Annotated in this window: 12 protein-coding genes; 7 read left to right on the top strand and 5 right to left on the bottom strand. The window is 64.3% G+C overall.

Translation table 11 applies throughout. The features are described 5' to 3' along the window. The first annotated feature begins 297 nt into the window (after positions 1-297). The gene (locus tag PEP31012_RS06825) at positions 298-1,551 is read left to right on the top strand and encodes a GTP-binding protein (RefSeq protein WP_150588558.1); all 1,254 of its coding nucleotides are present in this window, start codon (positions 298-300) and stop codon (positions 1,549-1,551) included. A gap of 80 nt (positions 1,552-1,631) precedes the next feature. Here the strand turns inward: PEP31012_RS06825 and PEP31012_RS06820 are convergent, their stop codons facing one another. Then, entirely contained in the window at positions 1,632-2,351 is a 720-nt protein-coding gene (locus tag PEP31012_RS06820) for a pirin family protein (protein ID WP_150588557.1), read from the bottom strand. A gap of 386 nt (positions 2,352-2,737) precedes the next feature. Between PEP31012_RS06820 and PEP31012_RS06815 the strand changes: the two genes are divergently transcribed. Continuing rightward, positions 2,738-3,607, top strand: a complete 870-nt coding sequence (locus PEP31012_RS06815) for a PhzF family phenazine biosynthesis protein (RefSeq protein WP_150588556.1) — start codon at positions 2,738-2,740, stop codon at positions 3,605-3,607. A gap of 22 nt (positions 3,608-3,629) precedes the next feature. After that, positions 3,630-4,211: an IMPACT family protein gene (locus PEP31012_RS06810; RefSeq protein ID WP_150588555.1), complete on the top strand. Its 582-nt coding sequence runs from the start codon at positions 3,630-3,632 to the stop codon at positions 4,209-4,211. A gap of 119 nt (positions 4,212-4,330) precedes the next feature. On the opposite strand, the gene PEP31012_RS06805 is transcribed toward PEP31012_RS06810, so the two are convergent. Continuing rightward, complete coding sequence (locus tag PEP31012_RS06805) at positions 4,331-4,735, bottom strand: hypothetical protein (RefSeq protein ID WP_150588554.1); 405 nt, start codon at positions 4,733-4,735, stop codon at positions 4,331-4,333. A gap of 169 nt (positions 4,736-4,904) precedes the next feature. Further along, positions 4,905-5,375, bottom strand: a complete 471-nt coding sequence (locus tag PEP31012_RS06800; RefSeq protein WP_150588553.1) for a hypothetical protein — start codon at positions 5,373-5,375, stop codon at positions 4,905-4,907. Positions 5,376-6,091: 716 nt separating this feature from the next. Here PEP31012_RS06800 and PEP31012_RS06795 point away from each other — a divergent pair. The 4 genes from PEP31012_RS06795 to PEP31012_RS06780 all read left to right on the top strand — a co-directional run bounded on the left by PEP31012_RS06795 (position 6,092) and on the right by PEP31012_RS06780 (position 9,951). Further along, positions 6,092-6,607 (top strand): hypothetical protein, encoded by a 516-nt coding sequence (locus PEP31012_RS06795; protein ID WP_150588552.1) that lies wholly within the window; start codon positions 6,092-6,094, stop codon positions 6,605-6,607. Positions 6,608-6,895: 288 nt separating this feature from the next. Continuing rightward, positions 6,896-7,156, top strand: coding sequence for a hypothetical protein (locus PEP31012_RS06790; protein WP_150588551.1), 261 nt, complete (start codon positions 6,896-6,898; stop codon positions 7,154-7,156). 470 nt (positions 7,157-7,626) lie between these two features. Further along, positions 7,627-8,667 carry a porin gene (locus tag PEP31012_RS06785; protein ID WP_150588550.1) on the top strand — a complete coding sequence of 347 codons (1,041 nt, stop codon included), beginning with the start codon at positions 7,627-7,629 and terminating at the stop codon, positions 8,665-8,667. 435 nt (positions 8,668-9,102) lie between these two features. Beyond that, entirely contained in the window at positions 9,103-9,951 is an 849-nt protein-coding gene (locus tag PEP31012_RS06780; protein ID WP_150588549.1) for a 3-hydroxybutyryl-CoA dehydrogenase, read from the top strand. A gap of 95 nt (positions 9,952-10,046) precedes the next feature. Here PEP31012_RS06780 and PEP31012_RS06775 read toward each other — a convergent pair whose 3' ends face one another. Beyond that, positions 10,047-12,224 (bottom strand): hypothetical protein, encoded by a 2,178-nt coding sequence (locus PEP31012_RS06775; protein WP_150588548.1) that lies wholly within the window; start codon positions 12,222-12,224, stop codon positions 10,047-10,049. Between the two features lie 165 nt (positions 12,225-12,389). Further along, positions 12,390-14,690, bottom strand: coding sequence for a hypothetical protein (locus tag PEP31012_RS23605; RefSeq protein ID WP_174978141.1), 2,301 nt, complete (start codon positions 14,688-14,690; stop codon positions 12,390-12,392). Positions 14,691-14,818: the final 128 nt, after the last annotated feature.

Genomic DNA, 14,818 nt, shown 5'->3' with positions numbered 1-14,818 from the left:
CACGGCCGACGCCGCTCGCGCAGTATCGCAGACCTTGCCGACCGACGCAGCCATCTGCCGGTTCCCGGGGGGACTGTCTCGCGCGGCAATGTGTCGCGCCGATGCCATCGACGCATGTTCATTATTTGCAACTGAGTTGCAAAATACCTTCGACCCCAGTATCATCGCGCCATATTGCAACTTGGTTGCATTAATGGGGCCGCGAATCGTGCGGCGTTGGGGACGGGCGAATGTGACGCGGGCTGTGTGTGTCGTGCGCGCCGTGCCGACCCCACAAGATCACAGGACTTTGCTGCCATGACGCTTCCTCCCGGGGCATCCGGCGACGCCGACCGTCGCCTGCCCGTCACCGTGCTGTCCGGCTTTCTCGGCGCCGGCAAGACCACGCTGCTCAACCATGTGCTGCGCAATCGCGACGGCCTGCGGGTGGCCGTGCTTGTCAACGACATGAGCGAGGTGAACATCGACGCCTCGTTCGTGGAGCGCGGTGCGGCCAAGGCGGGTGCGGCGCTGTCGCGCACGCAGGAGCGTCTCGTCGAGATGAGCAACGGTTGCATCTGCTGCACGCTGCGCGAGGATTTGCTCATCGCGGTGCGCGATCTGGCGCGGGAGGGCCGCTTCGATTACTTGCTCATCGAGTCGACTGGCATTGCCGAGCCGATGCCCGTGGCTGCGACGTTCGAATTTCGCGACGACGCCGGGCAATCGCTCGCCGACATCGCCCGTCTCGACACGATGGTGACCGTCGTTGACGCCCTGCATGTGCTGGAAGACTTCCACAGCCTCGACACGCTCGCGCAGCGCGGCGAGGTGGCCGGTGAGGAAGACGAGCGGCGACTTGCCGAACTGCTGACCGAGCAGATCGAGTTCGCGGATGTGGTGGTCGTGAGCAAGGGGGATCGCGTGGACGCGGCGCGACTCAACGCCGTCAAGGCGCTGATCGCCGGTCTCAATCCGTCGGCGCGTATCGTGCTGGGCGAGCACGGGCAGGTGCCGCTCGCCGACGTGTTGGGCACGGGACTTTTCGATCCCGAGCGCGCCGAGCGAATGGCCGGTTGGGCGCAGGCGCTCGAGGGCGAGCCTGTGTCGGAGGCTGACACCTACGGGGTGACGAGCTTTGTACTGCGTCGGCGTGAGCCGTTGCATCCGGCGCGCTTCGCATCGTTCATGTCGCAGCCGTTCGACGGTCTGATCCGTGCGAAGGGATATGTCTGGGCCGCAAGTCACCCGGCGTGGGCGCTCGCCTACTCGCGCGCGGGCAATACGGCGACGCTGGAGCCGATGGGGCAGTGGTGGGCGGCCGTGGATCAGGCTGAGTGGCCGCCCGAGGGCGATCCGCAGCGCGTCGCCATCGAGACGAATTGGGAGGCGCCCTGGGGCGACCGCATCAACGAAGTGGTGTTCATCGGACGCGACATGGATCGTGACGCCATCGAAAACGCGTTCGATGCGTGCTGTCTGAGCGTGGTGGAACAATCGCTAGGTGATAGCGCCTGGCGCGACGACGCGCACGTGTTGCCGCTGTCGGTGGAGGAGCACGAAAGCGTTTGAGCCGACACACATGACGTGAATGACGCACCACAGGGCGAGAGGGTCACTCTGCGGTGCGTCTACCTGCCTGGCCTTCGTCCTTAGAAGTCAGGCGTTTCCACCGGGCGCAGGTCGAATACGAGCACTTCCGCGTCGTTGCCCTTCGAGAGCGTGAGCGCGGTTTCGTCGCGCACGCGCACCCCGTCGCCTTCGCCCAGCGCCACGCCGTTCAAGCTCACGCTGCCGCGTGCCACGTGAACATACGCATAGCGGTTCGGCGCGAGGGTCAGCGTGGCCGACTCGTCGCCGTCGAACAGGCCGGCGTACACGCGCGCATCCTGATGGATGTGCAGTGAGTTGTCGCTGCCATCCGGCGAGATGATCAGGCGCAGGCGGCCGCGCTTTTCTTCCGGCGTGAAGCGCTGTTGCTGATACTCGGGCGCGATGCCGGCCTGGTTCGGCACGATCCAGATCTGCAGGAAGTGCACCGGCGCGGTGGGCGAGTGGTTGAATTCGCTGTGCGCCACACCGCGCCCCGCGCTCATCAATTGCACGTCGCCCGGCTCGATCACCGACCCCGTGCCCATGGTGTCCTTGTGTTCGAGGGCGCCCTCGAGCACATACGAAAAGATCTCCATGTCGCGGTGCGGATGCTTGCCGAAGCCCTGTGCCGGAGCCACGCGGTCGTCGTTGATCACCAGCAGGTCGGAAAAACCGACTTGCTTCGGATCGTAAAAATTCGCGAACGAGAACGTGTGACGCGAGTTGAGCCAGCCATGGTTCGCAACGCCTCGGTCTGCAGCTTTTCTGATGTCCAGCATGATGGGCTCCTGAGTGTTCATCGATTCATTGAGAGGCTGGGTTGGCCTCGATGAATGTCATTCTAGAGTCCTGACAGAAAACCACAATACGCGTTAAATGTGAATTATTGTCCTATTCTAGGTGACAATTGAGTGGCGCCGTTGATCGCCCCTTTTTCCGGCTCCGAGACGGAAGATGCTTAACGCAGGGGGTTCAAACGGCCGAAAGCGCGGGCGTTGGCGCGCGTGCCGGTGCGCGATGTGCGAGACTACGAACCTTCTTTCCCAAGGTCGGCCGGCCAACGTGCGTGCAACTGGGCATTCACGGTAGGTCCCTGTCAGATGTTTTCGCGCCCCCGGCGTGAAGGCTGTGCCGTCGTCCGATCCGCCCCCACTGGAGATTCGTCATGAGTCGTACCTATGCATTTCGTATCGTCAACGTGTTCGCCGAGACCACTTTCGGGGGCAATCCGCTGTGCGTTTTCGAAGACGCACGCGGCCTGAGCGACGACGAGATGGCATCGCTGGCGCGGCAGTTCAACCTGTCCGAGACAACGTTCATGCTGCCGTCCGAGACGGCCGATGCGCACGTGCGGATCTTCACGCCCGGCTATGAGATGCGCTTTGCGGGGCATCCGACGCTGGGCACGGCGCATGTGTTGCGCGCCATGCGCGGCTCGGGCGATCACGTGACGCTGCAGTTTGCGGCCGGTCTCGTGCCGGTGCAGGCCAGCGGCGATCACTGGACGCTGACCGCCCCGTCGTCGGGCGAACCGACGATCAAGAGCGCGAGCGAGGCGGATGCCGACATCGCTGCGCTGGTGCGGCTGGGGCGCGACGATCTCGCGCAATCGCCGCAATGGGTCGACACTGGGGCCGATCAATTGCTGATCCCGCTGCGCGACGCCGACGCAGTCGCGCGGGCGCAACCCGACAGCGCGCGCCTGGAACGCTGGCCGCTCTCGAGTCTCGAGCGCAAGACCGGCTACGTGTTTTCCATCGACGACGAAGCTGGGGGAGAACTGCACGTCACGGCCCGCTACTTCTTCACGACACAGGGCGGCGGCGTGACCGAAGATCCGGGCACGGGGTCGGCGTGCGCCAATCTCGGCGGCTGGCTGATCGGCCAAGGGTATCCGCTGCCAGTGCGTGCGCGCGTCTCGCAGGGTGACGCCATCGGGCGGCCGTGCCGGTTGACGCTCGAGGTCACGGCGGACCGTCGCATCCTGGTGGGCGGCAACGTCATCGAACTTGCACGCGGCGAGGTGCGCCTGTAAGGCGCCGGAGGACGACAGCCGTATGTACGCATTGGCAGCGCCGGTCGATACCGAGCTGGACATCAAGAAGAGCCGGTTTATCGGCATCGTCATGCCCGTCGCGTCGCGCGAGGCCGCCATGCGCGAACTCGGTGCGCTGCGCGTGCGTTATCCCAACGCCACGCATTACTGCTGGGTGTTGCTGTGCGAGGGCGCATCGGGTTTCGACGACGATGGCGAGCCGGGCGGCACGGCGGCCAAGCCCATGTACAACGTGCTGATGCACAAGGGGCTGACGAATGTGCTGGCGGTTGTCGTACGCTATTACGGCGGCATCAAGCTGGGCGCGGGTGGCCTGACGCGTGCCTACGGACAAGCGGTGAGCGAAGCCCTCAAGCTTGCCACGCTCACCGCGGTCGAGCCGACGACCGAGCCGCGCTATCGCTGTGGCTTTGCCCACGAGGCGACGCTGCGGCGGTTGGCCGAGCGTCACGCGGCCGAGGTGCTCGACGCCGCGTACGACGACGCCGTCACGCTGCGGTTACGGTTGAAGGTGCGCGACGTCGCGGCGTTCGAAGCCGATGCCATCGAAGCGCTCAGCGGTGGCCTCACGCGGTGCGACTGACGCGGCGGGGCGATCGGTCGCCGCGCGAACAGGCGCGTCGTGGGTGACAACGCGTGATAAGCGGCGACGAGCGACGACGCGCGACGGGAAGCGATGGCGCGCGACCAAAAGGCGTGACGTCAATGCTCGAAGAGGTGGAAGGCCTCGAAGTGGTTCCGCCGTCGCGAGAGCGCCACGAGATTGACGATGCACACGCCCGCGACCAGCGCGAAGAGTGGCGCGGAGACTTCGATCGTGTCGCGCGCGAGCAGCGAGACGAGGGTCAGCGCCACCATGATCGTGAGCAGCGCACGATGCAGCCATGTCGCCAGCCGCAGGTGCCGCTCGGATTGCGCCACGAGCACGACGAGCGAGACATAGAACGGGGCGGCAATCAGCGCCAGCACGCAAAGCGCGAGTAGCACGCCAAGCACGCTGGCGAGCAGCTCGTGCCCGTCGGTGGCGCTCGATTGCACGCCGACGACCGTCGCCGCGGCGAGATAGAGCAGCATCAAACCATCCAGAACGATCGCGAGTCGGTTCATGGCATCTCTCCGACGAAAAAGGTGCGGAGGTGAGATCGCCCCGCGCAAGGCGACGGGGTCCGGTTGCGGTCAAACAGTCAAAGGAAGTGGCCGGTCTGGGGCGGCAGGCCAGACTAGCCACGCAATGCGATATTTCCGTGACAGCCGCCTGCGCGTTCGTGTGTCTCTGTCAGCGCGGTGGCTTCGGTGTCGCGAGCGACGGCGGTGGGCCGTCCGGGGCATTCGGGTTGTCCGGGCCGCCGGTCGTCGGTGGCGACAGGCCCAGCCAGATGGCGGCTGCATCAATGCTGGCCGGGTCCGGCGCGGCTTGTATGCGATAGATCGACACGTTGCCACGCTCGTCCGCACAGAACAGATCGCGCTCCAGATCGGCCACGATGTCGAGTCGTTGCTGACAGCGATAGAAGCCCAGCGGCGTGAGATCCTGCACGAGTGCGGCGAGGGTTTCGGGATACAGGTAGAGGCGGCGCGGCCAATGACCATGCCGCGCGCGGAATACGCCGAGTGCGCCGAGCACGTGGGCCAGCGTGCCGCCATGGCCGCGCACGCATGCCATCAGACACGACGGATCGTGCGCCAACGCAATGTCAGGGTCGGGGGCGTCGGGACGAAGACTGCCGGGAAGGCTGGGGTGGCCCATGGTTCACCCCGCGGACCAAACAGCGACGCGCGCGCACGGCAAGCCATGCAATGCCGATGACGTACAGGTATCCACAAACACTCCGTTGACTTCCCGAAGTTGCGTGCCCGGCGAGTATTGGTCTTGTGATTTGATAGTTGCAGAGCCGAGCCGCGGGCGAAATCCGCACTTTCGCCTAATCCGTCGGCATGATGACGTGGTGGCTGTGGCTGTGGTGGTGGCGGCTGGGGCTGGGGCGGCGGTGACGGTAAATGTGACTGTGGCGGCGTTCTGGAGCGGCGGCGGGGAGGTGTCGCGCGAGCCGCACTAATGAAAACCGGCGGACTGAGCCGCCGGTTGAGGCCCCATCGGGGCGTCGCCAGCCGCGTGTACCGGCGCGGCATGGTATGGGCCAAGCAGACTTGGCACCGGAAGGCATTGCCGTCATGCACTGAACCGTTTCCGATTCCCGGCCGTGCCGATGCAGTTTGACTGCCCCTTGAGTATAGGCCGCTCGCTCGCGCGAGCGAATCGACTGTTCGGATGAGGGAACACCAAAGTCGAACCCTTCTGTGGACAGGCCTCCCGAGCTGACACCGGATTCCTCCTGTGTCCAAGGTTTCGTCCGCGCCGACTTTGGGGTCTAATGTCACCATTCACGACGTGATCGCCAGGCATGCGGCCCCCGCATCGCCATCGCGCGATACGCGGCCAGACTCCAGCCAAACATTCCAAAGATGGCAACGAATTCACTACAACGATGGGCCCTGCTTGCCTGCCTCTGCGCGGCGCAGTCGGCCTTCGCCGCCGACCAGTGCGAGGGCATCCTCATGCTGGCCAAGAGCGCGCAGACCGGTTTCGACAACATCTCCGGGCCGCTCGCGGCCAGAAGCGATCGCGGTGAGAGCTATCAGGCCACCTACTCGGTGCCGGGCGGCGATTGCAAGGTGTTCCGGGCGAAGGGCCTCGCACCGACCTACGAGTGTGTCTGGGATTACCAGAAGATCACGCCGGCGGATCTGCGGCGCGAGGCGCAGGGATTTGCCACACAGGTCTCGCGCTGCACCCGTGGGGTGACCACGCTGCGCACGACCACGACGAACGCTGCCGGTTTGCCGGCCGAATGGCAGAGCGCGAGCCGGAAGTTTGCGCGTCCGGTGAACTTCACCGTCACGGCGCAGGATCTGATGACGCCACGCGGCGAGCGCCTGCGCGAGATCTCGCTGTCCGTCGAAAAGCAGATCGAGAAGTAAGCCGCGCCTGGCGGTCGCAGATGTCGGATACCTTCACCTTACGGGTAACGCGGGGGCGCATCCCGTCCCGCGAGAAGCACTTCTTGGTGCCTCTCTCGCCCTGATGACGCCGCCGTTACAAACGGTTGCAGACCATGTGACGCGTTAACATTTTTTCGGTCGACGCTCGTTCGACCGACCCGGTACAGTCATTCTTGAGGCGTATGGCGCACAGGCAACCCGCAGGTGCCGTCCCGCGTCTCGTGCCACCGGCCCCACCTTAGGGCCGGGTGCGATGGCTGAATCCAGATGAGTACCCGACTTCGTTACTGTTTCCTGCTGCTGCTTGCGTGCGCCTATCCTGCCTGGGCAGGGGGTGGGCGCGGCCGAGACATGCTCGACGTGAACAAGGCGTCGCTACGGGAAGACATTAGCCGTTTCAGCGCCGATCGGGGCCGCGGACAGGCGGCCTATCCTAACTGGGCGGCGCCGGCGGAGCCGCGTGAGCGTCAGTACACGCCGCAAGGCGAGCTGCGCGGTCCACGCGGCGGAGGCCGTCGCGGTCGCTGACACACCGTGCGTTTGTCGCCACGCGCGGTGTCTCCTGGCGCCGCCGCGCCTCTCGTTTCACGTTTTCCCCCTCCGAAGTCTCTCGGCTGAGCGCGTGTTGCACATGTGCAACATCGGATTCCCTCGCCGTCGCCCATCGACGTCCCCGGGTCGCGCTTGCTGTCTCCCCACAGATTCCTGATATCACGGCGAATGTGAGTCGTTGCTAACCCGCTGAGATAGGGAACATATGGATCCCGTTATACCGGGGTTAATTGTGGCGCGGATGGTCGGCCGATTTTTGTCTCTCCACCATTTCCTGGTCACCTCACGAGGGGGCATTTTGCCGCGATGTTCCGGCCTGTCTGCGCATGGCGGGCCTGTGCGAGAATCACGGCCGTTTATCAGGGAGGCGCTTCGCCAGCGGGCGCCAGCTGCTCCCGCGCAAGCCGGGAACGGGCACACAAAAGACAGAAACCAAGGAGAAGTTAATGAAGCGGAGCATGGCCAAGGGCATTGGCGGGGCACTCGTATTGAGCGCGTGCATGAGCGCACCGGCATTCGCACAGTCGAACGTCACGCTGTACGGTCAGGTCGACGCCTGGCTGGGCGCGGTCAAGAACCCGGGCGGAGATCGCGCGTGGACGCAGGGCGGCGGCGGCATGTCGACGTCGTATTGGGGCATGAAGGGCAACGAAGATCTCGGTGGCGGCCTGAAGGCCGTGTTCGTGCTGGAAGACTTCTTCCGTCCGCAGAACGGTCAGTACGGCCGCTTCCAGGGCGACTCGATGTTCTCGCGCAATGCCTACGTCGGATTGTCGTCGGACACGGCCGGCACCGTCACGATCGGCCGTCTCACGACCTCGTACTTCGTCTCGACGATCCTTTTCAACCCGTTCGTCGATTCGTACACCTTCAGCCCGATGGTGTTCCACACGTTCATCGGCGAGGCCGGTCAGGGCATCGTGGGCGACTCGGGTTGGAGCAACGCGGTGATGTACACGACGCCTAACTTCAAGGGTCTGTCGGGCAGCGTCTCGTACGCGTTCGGCAACAAGGCCGGCGAAACCGGACAGAACAAGTGGAGCGCGTCGGCGCTGTATTTCAACGGCCCGTTCGCCGCGACCGTCGCCTATCAGCAGGTGAAGTACGATTCGCAACCGGACGACCTCGCCGGCATGACGGGCTTCCGCAGCCAGCAGGCGGTGCAACTGGGCGCGACGTACGACCTGCAAGTCGTGAAGTTGTTCGGCCAGTATCAATACATCCGCAACAACATCACAGGCGGCGGTGTGTCGGAGAACGGCGGCCAGCTCGGCGTGTCGGTGCCGCTGGGCAATGGCAGCGTGCTCGCGTCGTATGCCTATACGAAGAGTTCGGGCGCAAGCAACGTCAACCGCAAGACGTGGGCACTCGGCTACGACTACCCGCTCTCGAAGCGCACTGACATCTACGCCGCTTACATGAACGACAAGGTGAGCACGCTCTCGGGCGGCGATACCTTCGGCGGCGGCGTTCGCATGAAGTTCTGACGTCCCGGCGCACGCGGACTCGATACGCGTGCTGAAGGAAATCGTCGACGGGGGCAGACGCCGATTGAGCGCGTCTGCCCGCTTTGTTCGTTAAGTCGCCAGCGACGGCATTGTTTGCCGATGCCGACATTGGCACCGATACCCGCACCCGCACCCGCACCCGCACCCGCACCCGCACCCGCACCCGCACCCGCACCCGCACCCGCACCCGCACCCGCACCTGCACCTGCACCTGCACCTGCATCTGCACCTGCATCTGCACTTGCAACGACACCAACACCGACACCGAAACGCCCGGCCGGTTACACGCCCGTGCCAGTGCCGTTTCGCAGAGCGGTTTCATGTGTCACCGAATCGACGGGTCCGCGCTATGATTTGTGCACCGCGCAAGACGGTATTCCCGCCACCCCCGAGCACAAACGGAGTAGAGACGACATGACGATTCAACACGTAGGCATCATTGGCGCAGGCACCATGGGCAACGGCATTGCACAGGCCTGTGCGGTGGCCGGCCTGCCGGTGACGATGGTCGATATCAGCGATGCGGCTGTACAGAAAGGCGTGGCGACGATTGCCGGCAGCCTCGATCGCCTTATCAAGAAGGACAAGCTCACCGCCGCCGACAAGCAAGCCGCGCTGGCGCGCATTACCACATCAACCGACTACGCCTCGCTGGCCGATGCCGACATCGTGATCGAAGCGGCCACCGAGAATTTCGACCTGAAGGTCAAGATCCTCAAGCAGCTCGAGGGCAAAACAAAGGACAGTGCGATCCTCGCGTCCAACACGTCGTCGATCTCGATTACCCAGCTTGCCGCCGTCGTCGCCAAGCCGACGCAGTTCATCGGCATGCACTTCTTCAACCCTGTGCCGCTGATGGCGCTCGTGGAAATCATTCGTGGCTTGCAGACGAGCGACGAGACGCACGCGCGCGTGGACGCCCTTGCGCGCCAGCTCGGCAAGTCGCCGATCACGGTGAAGAACGCGCCGGGCTTCGTCGTCAACCGGATCCTGGTGCCGATGATCAACGAGGCATTCTTCGTACTGGCCGAGCACCTGGCCTCGCCCGAAGAGATCGACGAAGGCATGAAGCTCGGCTGCAATCATCCGATCGGACCGCTGGCGCTCGCCGACATGATCGGTCTGGACGTTTGCCTGTCGGTGATGAACGTCTACTACGAAGCGTATGCGGATTCGAAGTACCGTCCGTGCCCGTTGCTCAAGGAGATGGTCGCCGCCGGGTATCTCGGACGCAAGACCGGGCGTGGCGTGTACACGTATTGAAGGGCGGTTGAGCGAGCGGCAACACCGGCGCGAGCTACGCGCCGGTGCCGGATGCGAATGCGGGTTATCCGGGATATTCGCGTGTGACCCGTGCCTCAGTTTGACGACGCGGGCGCGGTATCGTGCGACAAAGCGGTTTTCAACGATGTCCAGCTAGAGTCCTGGCTCCCGCTGGCAGATGCCGATTGCCCCGACGAACTCCCCGCACTCTCCAGTCCGACCGAGTTCCTCGGGGTCGGACGGTGCATGCCCAGTGGACGCGTGAGGGATACGGTGTAGGGGGTGCCCGGCACATGTCCGATATCGGTGAGCGCCCGGTTAATCATGCGGCCCGCGTCGTAGCGCGACGTGGCGCCGGCGAACGAGATGGCTTTCGTGGTGCTCCATGGATCCAGCAGCAACGTCGAGTGGCGCGTCAAGTAAGCGGCTTCCCGAAAAAATTCCTGACTGATGCCGTCGCGATACTGCGGGTTCGGTCGATGCGGTGTCGAGCGATCCATCAGCTGGATAAAATGTTCGGATTCCGTATAAAGCACCATGACATGGGGCGGCCGGTTTTTCGGTTTGAAGGTGATCATGCGAACATCATCCTTCGAGACGCCGTTGGTGAGCAGGCTATTGAAGAGAATCTCGGCGTTCTCCTGGCAAAAGGCTTCGGCGGCGGAGTTCCATTCGTAATACATTGACGTGATCTCTGCCGCGCTGCGTTGTTGTTTGGGCAACGGCAAGGTCGGGTCGATTTCCTTGCTCATGGCACTGCGAAGCGCTGTACGATGGCCGATGATCGAATTGTCGCGAATCGGCTGGAGGTCTGCGCGATTCGTCCGCAACAGATGCAGCTCACTCAGTTCGGCAAATGCGAGTTGAATCGCTTCCTGCGCGCTTTCGTCGGGAACGTGGCGAATGGCATGCGCAATATCTTCGAAGCTGGTGGCGATGCTGTCGGGCGCATAGGCAATGTGGCTCGAACCGCATCCGCCACCGCATAGTCGCAACGGGGCGTGGGCGTGCCATTGCCCGGTGTCTGTGTCGTAGGTCACAGGCACTTGTGCGCGCCGCTCGCTGTCCCTAGGGGCGTCGACCAGCCAGTGATCGTCACTGAGACCGCGTCGAGCCAGGTAGTAACCGGCTTCGCCCCTCAGGTAGTGCTGCCCGTTGACCAGAACGACGCGCGCCGGCGCGCCGGCGGGTAGCTGATCGGCAGGCAAAGGCTGGGCGTACCCTCGCAGGTATTCATCTTCGCCGACGATTTCCGGCGGCGCCGGGATGGCCGGGTCGTGCGCACCGGCGACGCGCGGTACAAAGGCAAGACGCTCGGCCTCTGCCGTGTCGTCGGCGCCAACGTCGCCGCTGGCACCAAGGACGTCGCCTTTTCCGTCGGGCTCAACGGCGTGAGCACCGTCGGCGGCATGGCTGTTGTGCATCAGCTCGATGGGCATAAGGTCGACGTCGCGCGGCTTCAGGGATTTGGCCGCCGGTTTCGGCACCGACGGCGAGCGAGCCAGCGACGATGCGTCACCGAGAAGTTGCGTCGCCGATCCCATGGTACGTGGGTCGCCATACTGAAGGAATCCGGCGATTTTTTCCGCGTCGGGAGCCTTGCCTTCGAGGTCGTCGCAGGCAATATCGGCCAGTTCGCCGGGCAGTCGCAACATGGGCACGCCGGGCAGCAGTCCCGTCGCGAGATCCACCGCCTCGGCGCCTTGACGAACGTTTCTCCGCACCTGCGGATCGATTTCGTCGCCACTCAGTATCTCGTAGGCGTCACCCGCCGATTCGCCGAAATAGCGAAACGGCGCGCGGGCCGCGGACACCGCTTTGAGGAAGTCGTGGAAGGTGTAATCCGACTTGATCGACGGGCGTTCCACCGGCCTGATGACCACGTCATCGAGCGCGGTCCATGCCGTCGTGTTGGCCGACGACAGTGCGTCGGGATCGAAGGGCGAGTCGATGTCGGCGCCGGGTTCGTCGGGACCGTCGGCGGGAAGGGCGCGTCTTGGTACTGCGCCTGCCGCGGGAGCGACGAGATTGGCGACCAGCAGGATCGCGAGCGCGGCGGGCCATGCCGTGCCGTGCGTCGGCCGACCGGTGTGAGCGCGCGAGGGATGCCCGGCGACAGGCAGCCCGTTCTCGGGCCGCCCGGAGCGCGCGCCGTGAAACGCACGCGACAAACCCAAGGCGGCACCCGAATCGCTCTCGCGTTGTGGGTGCGCAAGCGGCAGTCCATAAGATGGTGCGACACGGATGGCACGATGATGCGAACTAATTGGCATGGAGTCCTCCAGAGGGGCAATCGGCGGAGCACGCCGATCACCGAAACGCGCGGCACGCGCGAGATATGGGCAACGCACATAGACGCGGATGCAAGACAAAGACGCCGAAGCGCGGCTTCGCGATGAACGCCAGCCTCACCCCCGAGAGGGAGCGTGGGTGGCGTATCAATCCGAAGCCATGGAATCGTCGGCACGCGAGGATTTCCGATCTGCGGATAAGTGACGTTCCCCGCCGCTCAAGGGACGTGACGCTGCTGCGTCGGATCGCCCGGCAGGGCCTTGCGGATTTCCCTGCTCCGTTCGCCCTGTCGGGTTCGCTCGATGCCTGCCGAGCGGGCGCGTGACGGAAACGACGTAGGGGGTGCCAGGGAGGTGTCCGATATCGTTAAGCGCCCGGTGAATCATGCGGCCGGCGTGGTATTGGCTGGTTGCGCTGGCAAATGAAACGGCCTTCGTCCTGCTCCACGGATCGAGCAGCACCGTCGAGTGGCGCGTCAGGTAGACGGCCTCCTGAAACAACTCGTGACGGATGCCGTCGGGATGCTGGGGAGACGGCGGTTGTGGCGTCGAGCGATCCAGCAACGCGATGAAGCTTTCGGAATCGGTGTAAAGCACGGCGACATGCGAAGGCTTGCTGTGCGGTTTGATCGTGATCATGCGAATCTGATCTCGCGAAACGCCATGCTCAAGCAGACTGTGAAAGAGCACTTCGGCGTTTTCCTGACAAAACGCTTCGCCGGCGTCGCGCCACCCGTAATGCGCCGCTGTGATCGTGGACGCGATGCGCTGCTGCTTGATCAGCGGCGCGTTCGGGTCAATCCGCTTTCTCATGGCGCCACGCAGGGCGATTCGGTGACTGATGATCGAATTGTCGCGACCGGATTGCAGATCGGCGCGATTCGTTCTGCGCAAATGCAAGGCGCTCAAGTCCGTGAAGGCATTCTGAATCGCTCGCTGCGCGTGCGCGTCGGGCACGTGGCGTATCGTCGTGAGGATATCTTCAACACTGTTGGCGATGCTGTCGGGGGGATCGTCGGGGCGACTCGGCCCACACCCGCCACCGCATAGCCGCAGTGGCGCGTGCGCATGCCAGGTGCCGGTGCTCGATTCGTACGTCACCGGCACCTGTGCCCGGTGCTCGCTGCCCGGTGGCGCATCGATCAACCAATGGTCGGCGCTGATGCCGCGATTGACCCGGTAATAGCCCGCCTCGCCCCTCAGGTAGTGACGACCGTCCACGAGGACGAGGGGCGACGTCTGGCCGTTTGGGCGTTGATCGATCGACAGAAATTGTGCATAGCCATTCAGATGGGCGTGTTCATCGACGATCCGAGGTCGTCGCGCCGGCGCAATCGCGCGGTGCTCGGCGAGAGGCATAGGCGCACGCGCAAGGCTTTCCGGATCGACCGCATCAACAGAATCAACGGCATCGATGGCATCAACAGCATCAACAGCATCAACAGCATCAACAGCATCAACAGCATCAACAGCATCAACAGAATCAGCAGAATCAACAGCATCAACAGAATCAACAGAATCAACAGAATCAGCAGAATCAACAGCATCAACAGATTCGACCGCATCAACCGGCTCGATCGGCTCGATCGGCTCAACTGCATCCGCCGCCTCCCCAACCTCCACCGTCTCCACAGCCTCCACAGCATCTGCCACGTCGACGTCTTCGCCGTTCTCCCGCGCGAGTGAGTCACCGTGCGTCTGCCGCGCCGATCCCATCATGCGCGGGTCGGCATATTGCAGAAAGCCAGCGAGCTTGCCGGGATCGGGCGACTTGCCTTCTAGTGCATCGTCGGCAATGTCTGCCAGATCGCCGGGGAGTCGCAACAAGCGCACGCCGGGCAGCACGGCGGTAGCGACGTCCAGGACATCGGCGCCTTGTTGAACGCCACGGCGAACCTGAGGATTCATCCGCCGGCCGCTCAGGATTTCGTAGGTGTCACCGATCGATTCCCACAGATAGTGGAACGGGGCGCGCGCGCTGGCCACGGCGCTCAGGACGTCGTGAAGGCTGTAGTCGGATTTGAGGGTTGACGCGTGCCTCACGGGCCGGCGGATCGTGTCGGCGGGCACCGACGGGGCTGGAAGGTTGGCAGGCCCGCTTTTGTCGGCAATGTGGGCTTCGCCCCGAAGGATGTCCGCTGCGGCGCCGTCGCGTGCGCCATGCGCACGCCCAGACACTCGCGTGGCCACAGGGGCCACGAGATTGGCGACCAGCAAGAGGGCGAGCGCGGCGGGCTGGAGGCGACTGCCGTGTGAGTGCAGGGGAGCTGCGGGTTCGCGCGGCGCGTGCGCCCACAGGCCGGTCTCGGCGCGCGCGAGACGCGCACCGCGAAAGCCGCGAGGCCAGCCGGACGCCGCGCGAAGCTTGTTCCCATGGTCGCGCGGTACATGCGGCCGCCCGTAGCATGGCGCGACTCGCATGTCGCGGTAGTGCGAAGCCAATGGCATGTACGCCTCCAAGGGGAAGGGACATCGATGGGCCGAGTGCGGCAAGGCGAGGCCCGCGAATCGGAACCGTTGGCGCGCGTCTGAGAGGGCTGGGTGTCTTCGCAGACGCGCTCGGGTGCGACCGATTG

This window comes from Pandoraea eparura, assembly GCF_902459725.1.
Classification (GTDB): Bacteria; Pseudomonadota; Gammaproteobacteria; order Burkholderiales; family Burkholderiaceae; genus Pandoraea; species Pandoraea eparura.
This window is presented reverse-complemented; position numbering and strand designations above follow the sequence as displayed.